This window comes from Streptomyces sp. NPDC002144 (assembly GCF_053593695.1).
On the sequence record NZ_JBSFDB010000029.1, the window covers coordinates 104,404 to 120,418 of the forward strand.

At 68.5% G+C, this 16,015-nt stretch carries 15 protein-coding genes and 1 tRNA gene; 3 read left to right on the forward strand and 13 right to left on the reverse strand.

The window, feature by feature from the left end; all coding sequences use genetic code 11:
* Window positions 1–6: 6 nt before the first annotated feature.
* The 10 genes from rpoB to ACWCQ1_RS35280 all read right to left on the reverse strand — a co-directional run bounded on the left by rpoB (window position 7) and on the right by ACWCQ1_RS35280 (window position 10,148).
* The gene (gene rpoB / locus ACWCQ1_RS35235; protein WP_133043300.1) at window positions 7–3,492 is read right to left on the reverse strand and encodes a DNA-directed RNA polymerase subunit beta; all 3,486 of its coding nucleotides are present in this window, start codon (window positions 3,490–3,492) and stop codon (window positions 7–9) included.
* A gap of 576 nt (window positions 3,493–4,068) precedes the next feature.
* Window positions 4,069–4,458, reverse strand: coding sequence for a 50S ribosomal protein L7/L12 (gene rplL, locus ACWCQ1_RS35240; protein WP_133043301.1), 390 nt, complete (start codon window positions 4,456–4,458; stop codon window positions 4,069–4,071).
* A 122-nt stretch (window positions 4,459–4,580) separates the two neighbouring features.
* A complete protein-coding gene (rplJ, locus tag ACWCQ1_RS35245) occupies window positions 4,581–5,111 on the reverse strand; it encodes a 50S ribosomal protein L10 (RefSeq protein ID WP_133043302.1) in 531 nt (176 codons plus the stop codon).
* A gap of 280 nt (window positions 5,112–5,391) precedes the next feature.
* Window positions 5,392–6,246, reverse strand: a complete 855-nt coding sequence (locus ACWCQ1_RS35250; protein WP_358593186.1) for an LppX_LprAFG lipoprotein — start codon at window positions 6,244–6,246, stop codon at window positions 5,392–5,394.
* 114 nt (window positions 6,247–6,360) lie between these two features.
* A complete protein-coding gene (locus ACWCQ1_RS35255; protein ID WP_358593185.1) occupies window positions 6,361–7,227 on the reverse strand; it encodes a hypothetical protein in 867 nt (288 codons plus the stop codon).
* Window positions 7,228–7,358: 131 nt separating this feature from the next.
* Entirely contained in the window at window positions 7,359–8,084 is a 726-nt protein-coding gene (gene rplA / locus ACWCQ1_RS35260) for a 50S ribosomal protein L1 (protein WP_133043305.1), read from the reverse strand.
* 79 nt (window positions 8,085–8,163) lie between these two features.
* Complete coding sequence (rplK, locus tag ACWCQ1_RS35265; protein ID WP_037858373.1) at window positions 8,164–8,598, reverse strand: 50S ribosomal protein L11; 435 nt, start codon at window positions 8,596–8,598, stop codon at window positions 8,164–8,166.
* A gap of 167 nt (window positions 8,599–8,765) precedes the next feature.
* Window positions 8,766–9,605: a transcription termination/antitermination protein NusG gene (gene nusG / locus ACWCQ1_RS35270; protein ID WP_133043306.1), complete on the reverse strand. Its 840-nt coding sequence runs from the start codon at window positions 9,603–9,605 to the stop codon at window positions 8,766–8,768.
* Between the two features lie 80 nt (window positions 9,606–9,685).
* Entirely contained in the window at window positions 9,686–9,970 is a 285-nt protein-coding gene (gene secE, locus ACWCQ1_RS35275) for a preprotein translocase subunit SecE (RefSeq protein ID WP_133043307.1), read from the reverse strand.
* A gap of 105 nt (window positions 9,971–10,075) precedes the next feature.
* A tRNA-Trp gene (locus ACWCQ1_RS35280) sits at window positions 10,076–10,148 on the reverse strand.
* 283 nt (window positions 10,149–10,431) lie between these two features.
* Between ACWCQ1_RS35280 and ACWCQ1_RS35285 the strand changes: the two genes are divergently transcribed.
* Both ACWCQ1_RS35285 and ACWCQ1_RS35290 read left to right on the forward strand, forming a co-directional pair.
* A complete protein-coding gene (locus tag ACWCQ1_RS35285) occupies window positions 10,432–11,658 on the forward strand; it encodes a pyridoxal phosphate-dependent aminotransferase (RefSeq protein WP_358593184.1) in 1,227 nt (408 codons plus the stop codon).
* 118 nt (window positions 11,659–11,776) lie between these two features.
* On the forward strand, window positions 11,777–12,817 hold the full coding sequence (locus tag ACWCQ1_RS35290) for an adenosine deaminase (RefSeq protein WP_133043309.1): 1,041 nt from the start codon (window positions 11,777–11,779) through the stop codon (window positions 12,815–12,817).
* On the opposite strand, the gene ACWCQ1_RS35295 is transcribed toward ACWCQ1_RS35290, so the two are convergent.
* Both ACWCQ1_RS35295 and ACWCQ1_RS35300 read right to left on the reverse strand, forming a co-directional pair.
* Entirely contained in the window at window positions 12,798–13,475 is a 678-nt protein-coding gene (locus ACWCQ1_RS35295) for a hypothetical protein (RefSeq protein ID WP_451028203.1), read from the reverse strand. The two genes, ACWCQ1_RS35290 and ACWCQ1_RS35295, sit on opposite strands and share 20 nt — an antisense overlap.
* Complete coding sequence (locus ACWCQ1_RS35300) at window positions 13,466–14,068, reverse strand: TetR/AcrR family transcriptional regulator (RefSeq protein WP_358593181.1); 603 nt, start codon at window positions 14,066–14,068, stop codon at window positions 13,466–13,468. The genes ACWCQ1_RS35295 and ACWCQ1_RS35300 overlap by 10 nt, the downstream gene beginning before the upstream one ends.
* 124 nt (window positions 14,069–14,192) lie before the next feature.
* On the opposite strand from ACWCQ1_RS35300, the gene ACWCQ1_RS35305 reads away from it, so the two are divergent.
* Window positions 14,193–14,825, forward strand: coding sequence for an NAD(P)-dependent oxidoreductase (locus tag ACWCQ1_RS35305; protein WP_133043312.1), 633 nt, complete (start codon window positions 14,193–14,195; stop codon window positions 14,823–14,825).
* A 60-nt stretch (window positions 14,826–14,885) separates the two neighbouring features.
* Here the strand turns inward: ACWCQ1_RS35305 and ACWCQ1_RS35310 are convergent, their stop codons facing one another.
* Entirely contained in the window at window positions 14,886–15,941 is a 1,056-nt protein-coding gene (locus tag ACWCQ1_RS35310; RefSeq protein WP_358593180.1) for a UDP-N-acetylmuramate dehydrogenase, read from the reverse strand.
* Window positions 15,942–16,015 lie beyond the last annotated feature (74 nt).

Genomic DNA, 16,015 nt, shown 5'->3' on the forward strand with positions numbered 1-16,015 from the left:
CTCCCGTCAGACCTCTTCGACGCTGCTCGGCTCGCGCCGGGACAGGTCGATGCCGAGCTCCTCCGCAGCGCGGAAGACGTCCTCGTCGGTGTCACGCATCTCGATGGACATACCGTCGCTGGACAGCACCTCCACGTTCAGGCAGAGCGACTGCATCTCCTTGATGAGGACCTTGAAGGACTCGGGGATGCCGGGCTCGGGGATGTTCTCGCCCTTGACGATGGCCTCGTAGACCTTCACGCGGCCGGTGACGTCGTCGGACTTGATGGTCAGCAGCTCCTGGAGGGCGTACGCGGCGCCGTATGCCTCCAGCGCCCACACCTCCATCTCGCCGAACCGCTGGCCACCGAACTGCGCCTTACCACCCAGCGGCTGCTGGGTGATCATCGAGTACGGACCGGTCGAGCGGGCGTGCAGCTTGTCGTCGACCAGGTGGTGCAGCTTCAGGATGTACATGTAGCCGACCGAGATCGGGTCCGGGAACGGCTCACCGCTACGGCCGTCGAACAGCCGCGCCTTACCGGTCGGGAGCACCATGCGCTCGCCGTCCCGGTTCGGGATGGTGTGCTGCAGCAGACCCGCGAGCTCGTCCTCGCGCGCACCGTCGAAGACGGGGGTCGCGACGTTCGTGCCCGGGTCGACCTGGTCGGCGCCGATCGCCTGGAGGCGCTGCGCCCACTCCTCCGCGAGGCCGGAGACGTCCCAGCCGCGGCTGGCGAGCCAGCCGAGGTGGATCTCCAGGACCTGTCCCGGGTTCATTCGGGACGGCACACCCAGCGGGTTGAGGATGATGTCGACCGGGGTGCCGTCCTCCAGGAACGGCATGTCCTCGATCGGCAGGATCTTGGAGATGACACCCTTGTTGCCGTGCCGGCCGGCGAGCTTGTCACCGTCGGTGATCTTGCGCTTCTGCGCGACGTAGACGCGCACCAGCTGGTTCACACCGGGGGGAAGCTCGTCGCCCTCCTCGCGGTCGAAGACGCGCACGCCGATGACCTTGCCGGTCTCACCGTGCGGCACCTTCAGCGAGGTGTCACGGACCTCACGGGCCTTCTCACCGAAGATCGCGCGCAGCAGGCGCTCCTCCGGGGTCAGCTCGGTCTCACCCTTGGGGGTCACCTTGCCGACGAGGATGTCACCGGCGATGACCTCGGCGCCGATGCGGATGATGCCGCGCTCGTCGAGGTCGGCGAGGACCTCCTCGGAGACGTTCGGGATGTCCCGGGTGATCTCCTCGGGGCCGAGCTTGGTGTCACGGGCGTCGACCTCGTGCTCCTCGATGTGGATCGAGGAAAGGACGTCGTCCTGCACGAGGCGCTGCGACAGGATGATCGCGTCCTCGTAGTTGTGACCCTCCCACGGCATGAACGCGACCAGCAGGTTCTTGCCGAGCGCCATCTCGCCGTTCTGGGTGGCCGGACCGTCGGCCAGGACCTGGCCCTCGATGATCCGGTCGCCCTCGTTGACGATGACCTTCTGGTTGACCGAGGTGCCCTGGTTGGAGCGGGCGAACTTGGCCAGCCGGTAGGTGATGTACGTGCCGTCGTCGTTGGCGGTGGTGATGTAGTCCGCGGAGACCTCCTGGACCACACCGGCCTTCTCGGCCTTGACCACGTCGCCGGCGTCGACCGCGGAGCGGTACTCCATGCCGGTGCCGACGAGCGGGGCCTCGCTCTTGATCAGCGGCACGGCCTGGCGCATCATGTTCGCGCCCATGAGGGCACGGTTGGCGTCGTCGTGCTCGAGGAACGGGATCATGGCGGTCGCGACCGACACCATCTGGCGCGGCGAGACGTCCATGTAGTGCACGTCGTCACCGGCGACGTAGTCGACCTCGCCGCCACGGCGGCGGACGAGCACCCGGGCCTCGGCGAACCGCATGTCGTCGTTGAGCGTGGCGTTGGCCTGCGCGATGACGAAGCGGTCCTCCTCGTCGGCGGTCAGGTAGTCCACCTCGTCGGTGACCTGGCCGTCGACGACCTTGCGGTACGGGGTCTCGACGAAACCGAACGCGTTGACGCGGCCGTAGGAGGCGAGCGAGCCGATCAGACCGATGTTCGGGCCTTCAGGGGTCTCGATCGGGCACATGCGGCCGTAGTGCGAGGGGTGCACGTCACGGACCTCGAAGCCGGCCCGCTCACGGGAGAGACCACCGGGACCAAGGGCCGACAGACGGCGCTTGTGGGTGAGACCCGACAGCGGGTTGTTCTGGTCCATGAACTGCGACAGCTGGCTGGTGCCGAAGAACTCCTTGATGGAGGCGACGACCGGCCGGATGTTGATCAGGGTCTGCGGCGTGATCGCCTCGACGTCCTGGGTCGTCATGCGCTCGCGCACGACGCGCTCCATCCGGGCCAGACCCGTGCGGACCTGGTTCTGGATGAGCTCGCCGACGCTGCGCAGACGACGGTTGCCGAAGTGGTCGATGTCGTCGGTCTCGACGACGATCGTGTCGCCGTTGTCCCCGGCGGTCTCGGTCTCGCCGGCGTGCAGCTTCACCAGGTACTTGATCGTCGAGATGATGTCCTCGACGGTCAGGATGCCCGCGTCCAGCGGGGCGTCCGCACCCAGCTTCTTGTTGACCTTGTAGCGGCCGACCTTGGCGAGGTCGTAGCGCTTGGGGTTGAAGTACAGGTTCTCGAGCAGCGTCTGCGCGGCCTCACGCGTGGGGGGCTCGCCCGGACGCAGCTTGCGGTAGATGTCGAGCAGCGCGTCGTCCTGGCCCTGGGTGTGGTCCTTCTCCAGGGTGGCGCGCATCGACTCGTACTCGCCGAACTCCTCGAGGATCTGCTCGGTCGTCCAGCCGAGAGCCTTCAGGAGAACGGTGACGGACTGCTTGCGCTTGCGGTCGATACGGACACCGACCATGTCGCGCTTGTCGATCTCCATCTCCAGCCAGGCACCCCGGGAGGGGATGATCTTGGCGGAGAAGATGTCCTTGTCGGACGTCTTGTCGATGGTGGAGTCGAAGTAGACACCGGGCGAGCGGACCAGCTGCGACACCACGACACGCTCGGTGCCGTTGATGACGAAGGTGCCCTTGTTGGTCATGAGCGGGAAGTCGCCCATGAAGACCGTCTGGGACTTGATCTCGCCGGTCTCGTTGTTGGTGAACTCGGCCGTGACGAAGAGCGGGGCCGCGTACGTGAAGTCGCGCTCCTTGCACTCGTCGATGCTGTTCTTCGGCGGCTCGAAACGGTGGTCGCGGAACGTCAGCGACATCGACCCGGAGAAGTCCTCGATCGGGGAGATCTCCTCGAAGATCTCCTCCAGACCGGACTTGGTGGGGACGTCCTGACCGGACTCCAGAGCCTCCTCGACCCGACTCTGCCAAGCGGTGTTTCCGAGCAGCCAGTCAAAGCTCTCGGTCTGCAGCGCGAGCAGGTTGGGAACCTCGAGAGGCTCCTTGATCTTTGCAAAAGAGATGCGCAGCGGGGCGGTGCTGGCGCCGTTGTTCGTATTCGCGGTCGAGGCAGTGCGCGAGGCGGCCAAGAGGGGGTCCTTCCGAGGGCTCGGACTCACTACGCGCTCCCCGGCCCCTTGCCACCGCACCACGACAGGCTCTTCCAGATCTGGCAAAAGGCCAGGTCAGAGATGATCCGGTCGACAATGCTGAGGCGAGGGCAGACCCCTGGTGACGGGCAGGGGACAGCTAACAGGCAGCGCAAAGGGTCAGTGTAGCCACTTGGCGCACTGATGTCCAGCCCCGCTTTTCTGAGACCCTCGTTGTCCTCAACGCCCTCGGCATGCCTGCCCTCAACGCACGTTGATACTGCCCTCTTCGTCGCCGATCCATGCCTCGGATTCGGACCGTTCTGGCGACGCGTCCTGAGAATTGCGCGCTGCGTGCGGTTCGTCAAGGCCCCCTTGCCCGAACCGGAGTTCCGGGAGACACGACGAAGATCACCATACCCCTCGCATGCGAGCCCGCAAGGTGACCGTGGCCGCGCCCCCAGGAACGCCGAAGAGCGACCACCCGGATGGATGATCGCTCTTCGGTGCTTGAGCGTTACAGCCCTCTGTTACGACGGCTGCGGCACGCGTGGATCCTGGCGGACCCGAGAGGTCTTACTTGACCTCGACGGAGGCACCGGCGCCCTTGAGGGACTCGGCGGCCTTGTCGGCGGCTTCCTTGTTGACCTTCTCCAGAACCGGCTTCGGCGCACCGTCGACCAGGTCCTTGGCCTCCTTCAGGCCGAGGGAGGTCAGCTCACGCACGACCTTGATGACCTGGATCTTCTTGTCGCCGGCGCCGGTGAGGATGACGTCGAACTCGTCCTTCTCCTCGACGGCCTCGGCACCACCGGCGGCACCGCCGGCAGCGGGGGCGGCGACGACGGCCGCGGCGGCGGCGGTGACGTCGAACTTCTCCTCGAACGCCTTCACGAACTCGGAGAGCTGGATGAGGGTCATGCCCTCGAACTCGGCGAGCAGTTCGTCCTGGGTGAGAGCCACGATGGCTTTCCTTCCACTAATTTCGGCTGGTGCCGGATGTACATGTATGGCGGGCGTACGTTCGGCCCGCTACGACCACTGCCTGCGGCGGGCTGCCTCAGGCGGCGGTCATGATGCGAGCCGAGTTACTCGGCACCGCCCTGCTCGTCCTGCTTGGCGCGCAGCGCGTCCACGGTGCGGACGAGCTTCGTCGGAAGCGCCTGGAAGAGCTGTGCAGCCTGCGTCTGCTTGCCCTTCAGGGCGCCCGCCAGCTTGGCGAGCAGAACCTCGCGGGACTCGAGGTCCGCAAGCTTCTTGATCTCGTCGGCGGACAGAGCCTTGCCGTCAAGGACACCGCCCTTGATGACGAGGTTCGGGTTGTCCTTGGCGAAGTCACGAAGACCCTTCGCCGACTCCACCGGGTCACCGGTGACGAAGGCGACCGCCGTCGGACCGTTGAACAGGTCGTCGAGCGTCGTGATCCCGGCCTCGTTGGCCGCAATCTTGGTCAGCGTGTTCTTCACCACGGCGTACTGGGCGTTCTCACCGAGCGAGCGGCGCAGCGTCTTGAGCTGCGCCACGGTGAGACCCCGGTACTCGGTCAGCACGGCGGCACTCGAGCTGCGGAACTGCTCCGTCAGCTCGGCTACCGCGGCAGCCTTGTCGGGCCTTGCCATAGAGCGTCGGCCTCCTTCCGGGTGATGACGACCGCTCGGAAGGGGCTGGGGAAAGCGAAACGCCCCGGCGCAGGCGCACGGGGCGTAGCTCGACCGGGCGACCCCATGGTCAGGGGCGGTCCGGGAGCACTTCCACAGTCACCTGCGCGGGTCGTCCGCGGTTCAGCGGATCCTTCGGCCACCGGGCCCTCTTCCGAGCGCACGGCAACGACCAGCGGTCTTTGGCTTCTGTAGGAGAGTACGGGACCGGATCGCCGTGAGGCAAATCCGGTCGTACGGCTCAGCCCTGGGCGTCCTTCATCATCTCGGCCAGGTCGGCGACGTCCTTGGCCGGCGGGGCGGTGACGGCGACCGGCTTGTTGTAGTCGACGAAGGTGATGGTCATGTCGAGCGGGCCCTTGTCGGCCTGGCCCTTCATCCGGAACTGCTTGGTGCGGTCCTGGCCGTCGACCCACATGTCCATCGTCATCGTGTCGACGCCGAGCTTCTCGTACTGCTGGAGGCTCTTCTCGCGCTGCTCGCGGACGTCCTTGCTCTCCTTCTTGAGGGAGGCCCTGAGCTCGTCGAGGGTGACGGTGCCCCGGTAGTGGGTGGTCTCCACACCGTCGACGGTCTCGGTGCCGACCTTCTTCACGTCCTTGGCCCCGGTGAGGAAGCCGGACTCGGCAGCCGGGTTCTGCTCGGCCTGGCCGGCGCCCGCCGCGCCCGCGCCGAGCTGCTTGTCGCCGAGGGCGGACAGGTCGAACTTGAGCCAGGTCTTGCCGTCCATCTCCTTGGCCATCTCGGGGTTGCCGCCGATGTACATGGCCTTGTCGACGAGCCGGATCTCCGCCGCGCCCTCGGCGCCCTGGGAGGGCACGTTCATCTTCATGCTCATCGCCACGGTGGGCTTGAGCCGCATGGAGGCCTCGGCCGTGATCTGCCCCTGCTCCGGGTACTGGCCCTTCATGCGGTAGCGCAGGGACGTGATGTCCTGCGTGTTCTTCGCGGCCTTGGCCACCGCCGCCGCCGGCGTCATCTCCGGCGACTGGTCGCCCTTCCCGCCGCAGGCAACCGCTCCCCCGGCGAGCAGCAGGGCGGCGAGCCCGGCCCCCGTCGCCCGGCGGCGCACAGAACCACGTACAGCAGACATCATTGATTCCCCCCAAAAGGAACACATGGAACACACCGAACACATGGAACACATGGTCGATACACAGGTGTGCCGTGAGCCTATCCCCAAGGGAGTGCAAAGTGCTCCCGAATATCGTCACGCTTCAGGAGCGAGCCCCTGTTTCCTCAGCAACTGCCTGAAGTCCTCGGTGTCCCCCGTCGGCGGCCGGGCCGTCGAGACCCGCACGCCGTAGTCGCTGTAGTACGCGGTTTGGGTGTAGGCGCCGCTCGCCGTCCGGCCCCGCTCGACCTTCTTGACCAGCAGGTTCCGGTTGTCGACCCAGATGTCGACGCTCTCGCTGTCGACGCCGGCCTCGGTGAGCTGCTTCCTGAGCTCCCCGGCGGCGAGGTCCGCGACACGTACGGTGCCGGCGTAGTGCGTGGTGTGCTCGCCGCGCACCTTCTCCTCGCCGACCTCGCGCACATCCCCGGAGGCCAGCAGGAGCTTCACGGACTGGTTGGGCGTGGTGGACCGCATCTGGTTCTTCAGCTCGGCGCCGGAGCCGCCGCCGAGTACGTCGAGATCGTCGTAGCCGTACCGGATCCAGTGCCTGCCGCCGGCCTGCCGGGCGAACTTCTCGCCCATGCGCGCGTAGTAGGCGTCCGGCAGATAGCGGGCCTCCATGGAGGTCGTGCCGAGACGGCGCATGAGGTCGGCGGTGGTGCCGCTGGTGTAGGTGATGGTGACCGTGCCGGTCGTGCCGTCGCTCCAGGCGAGGACGCCGTCCGCCGTCATCGACAGCTCGGCGCCCAGGGTCGTGGTGGAGCGGACCCTGGCCGACTCGGCCCGGTCGGTGGAGCGTTCGGCGCCGCGCAGGGCGGTGATGACGGCGGCGGGGACCGTGGCCTTGCGGGACGGCTCGTCCTGCCCGGAAGGCCCGGAGGAGGTGCACGCGGCCGTCGCGGAGAGCGCGAGCACCGCCGCGGCCGTCAGGGCCGCGTGGCGCACGGTCGTGCTCGTCATACGTCCCACCCCTGTGCGATCGCCCTGCTCGCACGCTAACCCAGGGCATGCGCGCGTGTACCGCAAAAGGGGACGGGCCCCGCACCTGGGCAGGTGCGGGGCCCGTCGTCCGACTGGGGTGAGCCTCAGGCTCAGACCGCGGCCGGGTCCTCCTCGACGAGGAGGTTGCGGGTGCGGTTCGGGTCGACCGGGATGCCGGGGCCCATGGTGGTGGAGACCGCGGCCTTCTTGATGTAGCGACCCTTGGCGGCGGACGGCTTCAGACGGAGGATCTCCTCCAGCGCGGCGCCGTAGTTCTCCACCAGCTTGTCGTCGTCGAACGACGTCTTGCCGATGATGAAGTGCAGGTTCGAGTGCTTGTCGACGCGGAACTCGATCTTGCCGCCCTTGATGTCGTTGACGGCCTTCGCCACGTCCGGGGTCACGGTGCCGGTCTTGGGGTTCGGCATGAGACCACGGGGACCGAGCACACGGCCGAGGCGGCCGACCTTGCCCATGAGGTCCGGGGTGGCGACGACGGCGTCGAAGTCCAGGCGGCCCTTCGAGACCTCGTCGATCAGCTCGTCGGCACCGACGATGTCGGCGCCCGCGGCACGCGCGGCCTCGGCACGGTCACCGGTCGCGAAGACCAGGACCCGGGCGGTCTTACCGGTGCCGTGCGGGAGGTTCACGGTGCCACGGACCATCTGGTCGGCCTTGCGCGGGTCGACACCCAGGCGGAAGGCGACCTCGACGGTGCCGTCGAACTTGGTCGTGGAGGTCTCCTTGGCGAGACGGACGGCCTCGAGCGGGGCGTAGAGCTTCTCCCGGTCGACCTTGGCGTCCGCAGCGCGGAGAGACTTGCTGCGCTTGCTCACTACTGCTCCTGTGTGTTCTTGAGGAGTCGTGGTGCGGGCCGAGCAGGCCCTTCCACTTCTGCTGCTGGGGGGTTGGGGCTCAGCCCTCGACCGTGATGCCCATGGAACGGGCGGTGCCGGCGATGATCTTCGACGCGGCGTCCAGGTCGTTGGCGTTGAGGTCGGGAAGCTTGGTCTGGGCGATCTCGCGGACCTGCGCCTCGGTGATCTTGGCGACCTTGGTCTTGTGCGGCTCGCCGGAGCCCTTCTCGACACCCGCGGCCTTGAGGATCATCTTCGCGGCCGGCGGCGTCTTGGTCACGAAGGTGAAGGAACGGTCCTCGTAGACCGTGATCTCCACCGGGATGACCCAGCCACGCTGCGACTCGGTCGCGGCGTTGTACGCCTTGCAGAACTCCATGATGTTGACGCCGTGCTGACCGAGCGCGGGGCCGACCGGCGGGGCGGGGTTCGCCGCACCGGCGTTGATCTGGAGCTTGATGAGCCCCGTGACCTTCTTCTTCTTGGGAGGCATTACTCTCCGGGTCCTTTCGGTTCGGGTCCTGCCTGCCTACGGGGAGCACCCGAACGCAGGCATACCGCACAACGATAACGGGTATAGATGCGCGGCCAAAAACCGAGCAGGTCAGGCGATCGTGCGAGCGATCGCCTGACCTGCTCGGAAGCTCTGTGCGGCGGAGGCTAGTTCTTCTGGATCTGGTCGAAGGACAGCTCGACCGGCGTCTCGCGACCGAAGATCTCGACGAGACCCTTGACCTTCTTCGAGTCCGGGTTGATCTCGTTGATGGTCGCCTGCAGCGTTGCGAACGGGCCGTCCGTGACGGTGACCGAGTCGCCCACCTCGAAGTCCAGCACCTGGACCTCGACCTTGCGCTGCGGAGCCGGCTTGCCCTCGGCCTCGGCGGCCTCGCGGGCGGCCTTCTCCTCGGCCTCCGGGGCGAGCATCTTGACGATCTCGTCCAGGGTCAGCGGGTACGGGTCGTAGGCGTTGCCGACGAAGCCGGTGACACCGGGGGTGTTGCGGACGACGCCCCAGGACTCGTTCGTCAGGTCCATGCGGACCAGGACGTAACCCGGCAGCTTGTTCTGCTTGATCGTCTTGCGGTCGCCGTTCTTGATCTGGACGACCTCTTCCTGCGGCACCTCGGCCTGGAAGATGTAGTCCTCGACGTTCAGCGAGACGGCGCGCTGCTCCAGGTTGGTCTTCACGCGGTTCTCGTAGCCGGCGTAGGTGTGGATGACGTACCACTCGCCGGGCAGCGTGCGCAGCTCCTCGCGGAGGGCCTCGACGGGGTCGACCGGCTCGGTCTCCTCCTCGACGGCGGCTTCCTCAACGTCCTCGTCGGCCTCCGAGTCCTCGTCCTCGTCCACGACGTGGACGGCTTCCTCCTCGGCGGCCTCCCCCAGCTCTGCCTCGGCAGCCTCGAACTCGTCCTGCTCGTCCGCGCCCTCGACGATGTCGAGCTCGTCGTCGACAGACTCGTCGGGCTCGATGGCGTCGTTCAGGTTCTGCTCAGACACGGTGGCTGCTTCTTCCTGGATACATAGGGGTGGAACACGCGAAAGGGGCGCCGGTAACCACGGCGCCCTTCGCAGTCGGCTCAGCCGAAGACGTACTTGGCGGCGTGGCTGAGTCCATAGTCAATCACGGTCACCAGAGCGATCATGATGGCGACGAAGAAGATCACCACGGTGGTGTACGACGTCAGCTGGTTACGCGTCGGCCAGACGACCTTGCGAAGCTCGGCGACGACCTGCCGGTAGAAAAGGGCAAGCCTCTTGAGCGGACCCTTCTTGGCCCGCTTGCCACCCTTGCGGGCCTTCTTCGTCTCCTGTGCCTCGTCCTGGGCATCAGGCGTGTCGATGGAGCCCACGGCGTCCGCCATTCGTCCTCACCTGTTCCCGGGTCGTGGCCGTGCCGCGCCCGGTCTGAGCCGCACGGCGGTGCGTTGCTGTACGTACATGCGCACACCTGGTGAAGGTGTGTGTAGCAGGGCCGGAGGGACTTGAACCCCCAACCGCCGGTTTTGGAGACCGGTGCTCTACCAATTGAGCTACGACCCTTTGTGTGTCCCCCAACGTACCGCATCCGACCGGGTGCTCGGTGTGCACCGCTTGCGGCGCGGCAGCTGATGGCCAACGAGGTGAGAGTGTACGTGGTCTGGAGCGCTCCGTCGAACAGAAAGCGCCCGTGGGGGCGTTGACGGCGGAAGATCACCGCAGAACCTGCGGAAGATCACCCAGGCCACCGCATGATTCCGGACGGGTGTTCAGTGACCGACCCCTGGATGTTCAGTCTGTGAAACCCGCGTGCCCGCCATGTTTCCGGTCTGGAACGATGGGCCCCATGAGCCCTGCAACCCCTCCCACCGAGCGCCGGGTCTCCGCCCGAGTCGGCGCGATCTCCGAGTCCGCCACCCTCGCCGTGGACGCCAAGGCCAAGGCACTCAAGGCCGCCGGGCGTCCGGTGATCGGCTTCGGCGCCGGTGAGCCCGACTTCCCGACCCCGGACTACATCGTCGAGGCGGCCGTCGAGGCCTGCAAGAACCCGAAGTACCACCGGTACACGCCGGCCGGCGGTCTGCCCGAGCTGAAGGCCGCGATCGCCGCGAAGACGCTGCGCGACTCCGGCTGGGAGCCCGACGTATCGCAGATCCTGGTCACCAACGGCGGCAAGCAGGCCATCTACGAGGCCTTCGCCGCGATCCTCGACCCGGGCGACGAGGTCATCGTCCCCGCGCCGTACTGGACGACGTACCCCGAGTCGATCCGGCTGGCCGGCGGTGTCCCGGTGGAGGTCGTCGCCGACGAGACGACCGGCTACCGGGTCTCCGTCGAGCAGCTGGAGGCGGCCCGCACGGAGAACACCAAGGTCGTCCTCTTCGTCTCCCCCTCCAACCCGACCGGTGCGGTATACACCGAGGCCGAGACCGAGGCGATCGGCCGCTGGGCCGTCGAGCACGGCCTGTGGGTGCTGACCGACGAGATCTACGAGCACCTGGTGTACGGCGACGCGACCGCCGTCTCCCTGCCCGCGCTGCTGCCCGAGCTGCGCGACAAGTGCGTCGTGGTCAACGGTGTGGCGAAGACGTACGCCATGACCGGCTGGCGCGTGGGCTGGGTCATCGGCCCGAAGGACGTGGTCAAGGCCGCGACCAACCTGCAGTCGCACGCCACGTCGAACGTGTCGAACGTCGCACAGGTCGCCGCCCTCGCCGCCGTCTCCGGCGACCTGGAGGCCGTGGCCACGATGCGCGAGGCCTTCGACCGGCGCCGCAAGACGATCGTGCGGATGCTCAACGAGATCGACGGCGTGCTGTGCCCCGAGCCGGAGGGCGCCTTCTACGCCTACCCCTCGGTGAAGGCGCTGCTCGGCAAGGAGATCCGCGGCAAGCGGCCGCAGGACACCGTCGAGCTGGCCGCGCTGATCCTGGAGGAGGCCGAGGTCGCGGTCGTCCCGGGTGAGGCGTTCGGCACGCCCGGGTATCTGCGGCTGTCGTACGCGCTCGGTGACGAGGATCTCGTCGAGGGCGTCAGCCGGATCCAGAAGCTCCTGGCGGAGGCGCAGGACTGACGCGTCGCCGCTGTGCACGGGCCCCCTCGGCTTGAGGGGGCCCGTTGCTTTGTGCGAGCAAGACCACGTTCGGGGATTCCGCTACCAGTACGGCGACGACGTACGGCAGGATCCTGGAATGGAGCGTGTACGTGATCTCTCTGAGCTGCCCAAGGCCCATCTGCATCTGCACTTCACCGGGTCGATGCGGCCGGGGACCGTCCTGGAACTGGCCGACAAGTACGGCGTGCGACTGCCCGAGACGCTGAGCGAGGCACTGATCAGCGGGGAGCCGCCGAAGCTGCGGGCCACGGACGAGCGGGGCTGGTTCCGCTTCCAGCGCCTGTACGACGCCGCGCGGTCGTGTCTCAGAGAGCCCGAGGACATACAGCGGCTGGTCCGGGAGGCAGCGGAGGAGGACGTCCGGGACGGGGCCGGGTGGCTGGAGATCCAGGTCGATCCGACGTCGTACGCGCCGCGGCTGGGCGGGCTGATTCCGGCGCTCGAGATCATCCTGGACGCTGTGGAGACGACCTCGCGGGAGACGGGTCTGGGCATGCGCGTGCTCGTCGCCGCCAACCGGATGAAGCATCCGCTGGACGCGCGCACGCTGGCCCGGCTCGCGGTGCGGTACGCCGAGCGGGGCGTCGTCGGGTTCGGGCTGTCGAACGACGAACGGCGGGGCATGGCCCGGGACTTCGACCGTGCCTTCCACATCGCGCGGGAGGGCGGTCTGCTGTCGGCTCCGCACGGGGGCGAGCTGACCGGGCCCGCGTCGGTGCGGGACTGTCTGGACGACCTGCACGCCGACCGGATCGGGCACGGGGTGCGGGCGGCGGAGGATCCGCGGCTGTTGAAGCGGCTCGCGGAGCGGGGGGTCACGTGCGAGGTGTGCCCGGCCTCGAACGTGGCTCTGGGGGTGTACGAGAAGCCCGAGGACGTGCCGCTGCGGACGTTCTTCGAGGCCGGTGTACCGATGGCGCTGGGCGCCGACGACCCGCTGCTGTTCGGTTCCCGGCTGGCCGCGCAGTACGAGATCGCGCGACGCCATCACGGCTTCACGGACGAGGAGTTGGCGGAACTGGCCCGGCAGTCGGTACGGGCCTCGGCGGCGCCGGAACCCGTGCGGGCGCGGCTGCTGACGGGGGTGGACGACTGGCTCAGCGGCCCGGGCGCCTGAAGTGGGCGTACGGCGGATAGGGCTTGAAGCAGATCAGGACGTCCTGGGGGTGGCCGCCGCCGGGTGACTGGACCAGTGCCGGCAGTTCCGCCATCAGCGCCGATCGTCCTTCGACCACGTTCTTGTGGCGCGGGCCCCAGCCCGCCGCGTGAGCGAAGGAGGTGGCGCTCTGCGCGAAGACGTCACGGCCGCCGAAGAGGAAGAACGTGTCGGCGTGCGTGGCGTGCCGCAACTCCTCGCGGAAGTCCGCCCGTTCCCGGCGTTCGCGCCATCGTGCGGCGTCCCGGTCCGTACGCGCCTCGTCCGTGCGGGCGGTCAGCGCGGTCGCGGTGCCGTGGCGCAGCTTCCGGCGCAGTTCGGGCCATCGAGCGGGGCGCAGACCGAGGGCGTGGTGGGCGAGGACGAGGTCGACCGGGCGGCCCCAGCCCTCGTCCGGCGGGACCCCCTCGCGCAGGGGCACGTGGACGATCGTGTGGCGGGAGTAGGCGGCGAAGGAGAACAGGCCCGCGAGCCGATTGAGCCCGTCGTGGTCGCCCAGCAGCAGCCCGATCGGCTCCGGCGGGCTCAGAAACGTGTGCCGCAGGGGCTGCCAGGGCTGGACGATCCGGTGCTCGTACGGGCCGGTCCTCGGCCGGAACTCGCGCAGCCTCAGTCGCACGCGGCGATTCCGCTCAGCACCGTGCGGGCCATGCGCCGGGCGAAGTCGTCCACGGGGGGCGGCTGCCCGTCGCTCGTGGCGGCGTAGGCGAAGGCGCGCTGTGCGCAGGCGCCCAGGAGGAGGGAGGCGGCCGCGAAGGTGTCCGCGTCGGGGTGGACGCGGCCGGCCGCCTGTTCGGCGCGGAGGTAGGCGTCGAGGCCCTCGATGGGCTTGTGCGCACCGGATCCCATCTGCCGCATCGCGTCGTCGTGGCGCTTCTTGAGCTGGGTCTCGGCGTAGAGGGAGGCCGCGATCGGGAAGCTCTGCTCGTAGAACAGGGCCGCCTGCCGGGCGATCTCGGTGAGGTTCTCCTCGAGGGTGTGCCGGCCCGGCTCGGCGGTGAGGGCGTGCAGCAGCGGGCCCAGTCCTGGGAGCCGTTCGCGCAGGACCTCGATGAACAGCTCCTCCTTGCTGCTGAAGTGCTTGTAGAGCGCGGCCTCGGAGCAGTCGGCCGCCCTGGCGATCTCCTTGGTGGTGGCGCGGGCCAGCCCGACGGTGAGCATGAGCTCGTGAGCGGCGTCGAGGATGCGGGCGCGGGCCGGTTTCTGGTGCATGGCGCCCAAGGATCGCATGCCTTGTCCAACGGTTCTTGACTAGTGGGTGAGTACTTACTCACTCTGGAGGGTGAAGGGGTGAGTGAATACTCACCCACTGGTCTGTAGGAGTGGGAGTGGATCGATGAATCTCACCGTTTTCGGCGCCACCGGGGGAATCGGGCAGGAAATCGTCCGGCAGGCGCTCGCCGCGGGCCACCGGGTCACGGCCGTGGTGCGGGACCCGGCCCGGCTGGAGGTGACCGGTACCGGCCTGGAGGTCTTCCGCGCCGACCTCACCGACCCGGAGGCGGTACGCCCCGCGGTCGCCGGCCGGGACGCGGTCCTCTCCGGTCTGGGTGCCCGCAGCCGCAAGGACGCCGGGGTCGCGGCCCGGCTCACCCGTACGGTCCTGCGGGCCATGGAGGTCGAGGGCGTGCGCCGGGTGGTCGTGGTCAGCGCGGCCCCGGTGGGGCCCGAGCCGGAGGGCGACGGCCTTCTCGACCGCGGGATGCGCGGGATCGTCTCGGCGGTGCTCAAGGACGTCTACGCCGACCTGCGCGAGATGGAGGACGAGTTGGCTCGCAGCGGCACGGACTGGACGTCCGTGCGGCCACCGCGGCTCCAGGACAAGCCCCTCACCGGCTCGTACCGGGTCGTCGTCGGCGGCTTCCCGCGGCGGGGGCGGTTCATCGCGCGGGCGGACGTCGCTCACGCGATGCTGGGCATGATCGATGACCCGGGGACGGTGAAGGAGGGGGTCGGGGTGGCGTACTAGGGGCCGAGGGGCGTGCCGGGGCGCGTATTAGGGGTCGGGGGCGGTGTGCTGGGCGGGGCGCTACAAGCTGACGTTCACCGTCACGGGCTCGTTGACCAGCGTGATGCCGAAGGTCTCGCGGACGCCGGTGACGACCTCGCGGGCGAGGGACAGCAGGTCCTCGGTGGTGGCGCCGCCGCGGTTGGTGAGGGCGAGGGTGTGCTTGGTGGAGATGCGGGCCGGGCCGGTGCCGTAGCCCTTGGTGAAGCCCGCCTTGTCGATCAGCCAGGCCGCCGAGGTCTTGGTGTGGCCCTCTCCCGCCGGGTAGGCGGGCGGTTCGGCGCCCTCGCCCAAGTGGGCCCGCACGCGCGCGTGGAACTCGGCGAACTGGTCGTCCGTGAGGATCGGGTTGGTGAAGAACGAGCCGGCAGACCAGGTGTCGTGGTCCTCGGGGTCCAGGACCATCCCCTTGCCGGCGCGCAGCTTCAGTACGGTGTCGCGGGCCTCCGCCAGGGGGACGCGGTCGCCGGGCTCCACGCCCAGGGCGCGGGCCGTCTCGGCGTACTTGATCGGTGCCGAGAGGCCGTCGGCGTCTTCGAGCTGGAAGCGGACGCGCAGGACGACGTAGCGCTCGGGGTCGGCCTTGAAGCGGCTGTGGCGGTAGGAGAAGACGCAGTCCTCGTTGGTGAGGGTCACCGTTTCGGCGGTGCGGCGGTCGTAGGCGATGACCTCCGTGATGGTGGAGGAGACCTCCTGGCCGTAGGCGCCGACGTTCTGGATGGGGGTCGCGCCGGCGGAGCCCGGGATGCCGGCCAGGCACTCGACGCCGGCCAGGCCGGCGTCGACGGTGCGGGCGACGGCGTCGGTCCATACTTCGCCGGCGGCGAGTTCGAGGGTCGTGCCGTGCAGTTCGTAGCCGGTGGTGGCGATGCGGAGGGCGGTGCCGTCGAAGCCCTTGTCGGCGATGACGAGGTTGGAGCCGCCGCCGATCAGCAGGAGGGGCGTCCGGGCGGCGTCGGCCTCGCGGACCGCTGAGATCACTTCGGCGTCGGTGGTGGCGGTGATCAGGCGCTTGGCCGGGCCTCCGAGGCGGAAGGTGGTGAGCGGGGCGAGGGGGGCGTCGTGTCGTTCCTGCACGGGCCCAAGGGTATGCCTGCGGCGGCCCGCGCGGGTTCGGTGGGGGCTTGCGTCGCGCACTGCTCGCCGTCGGG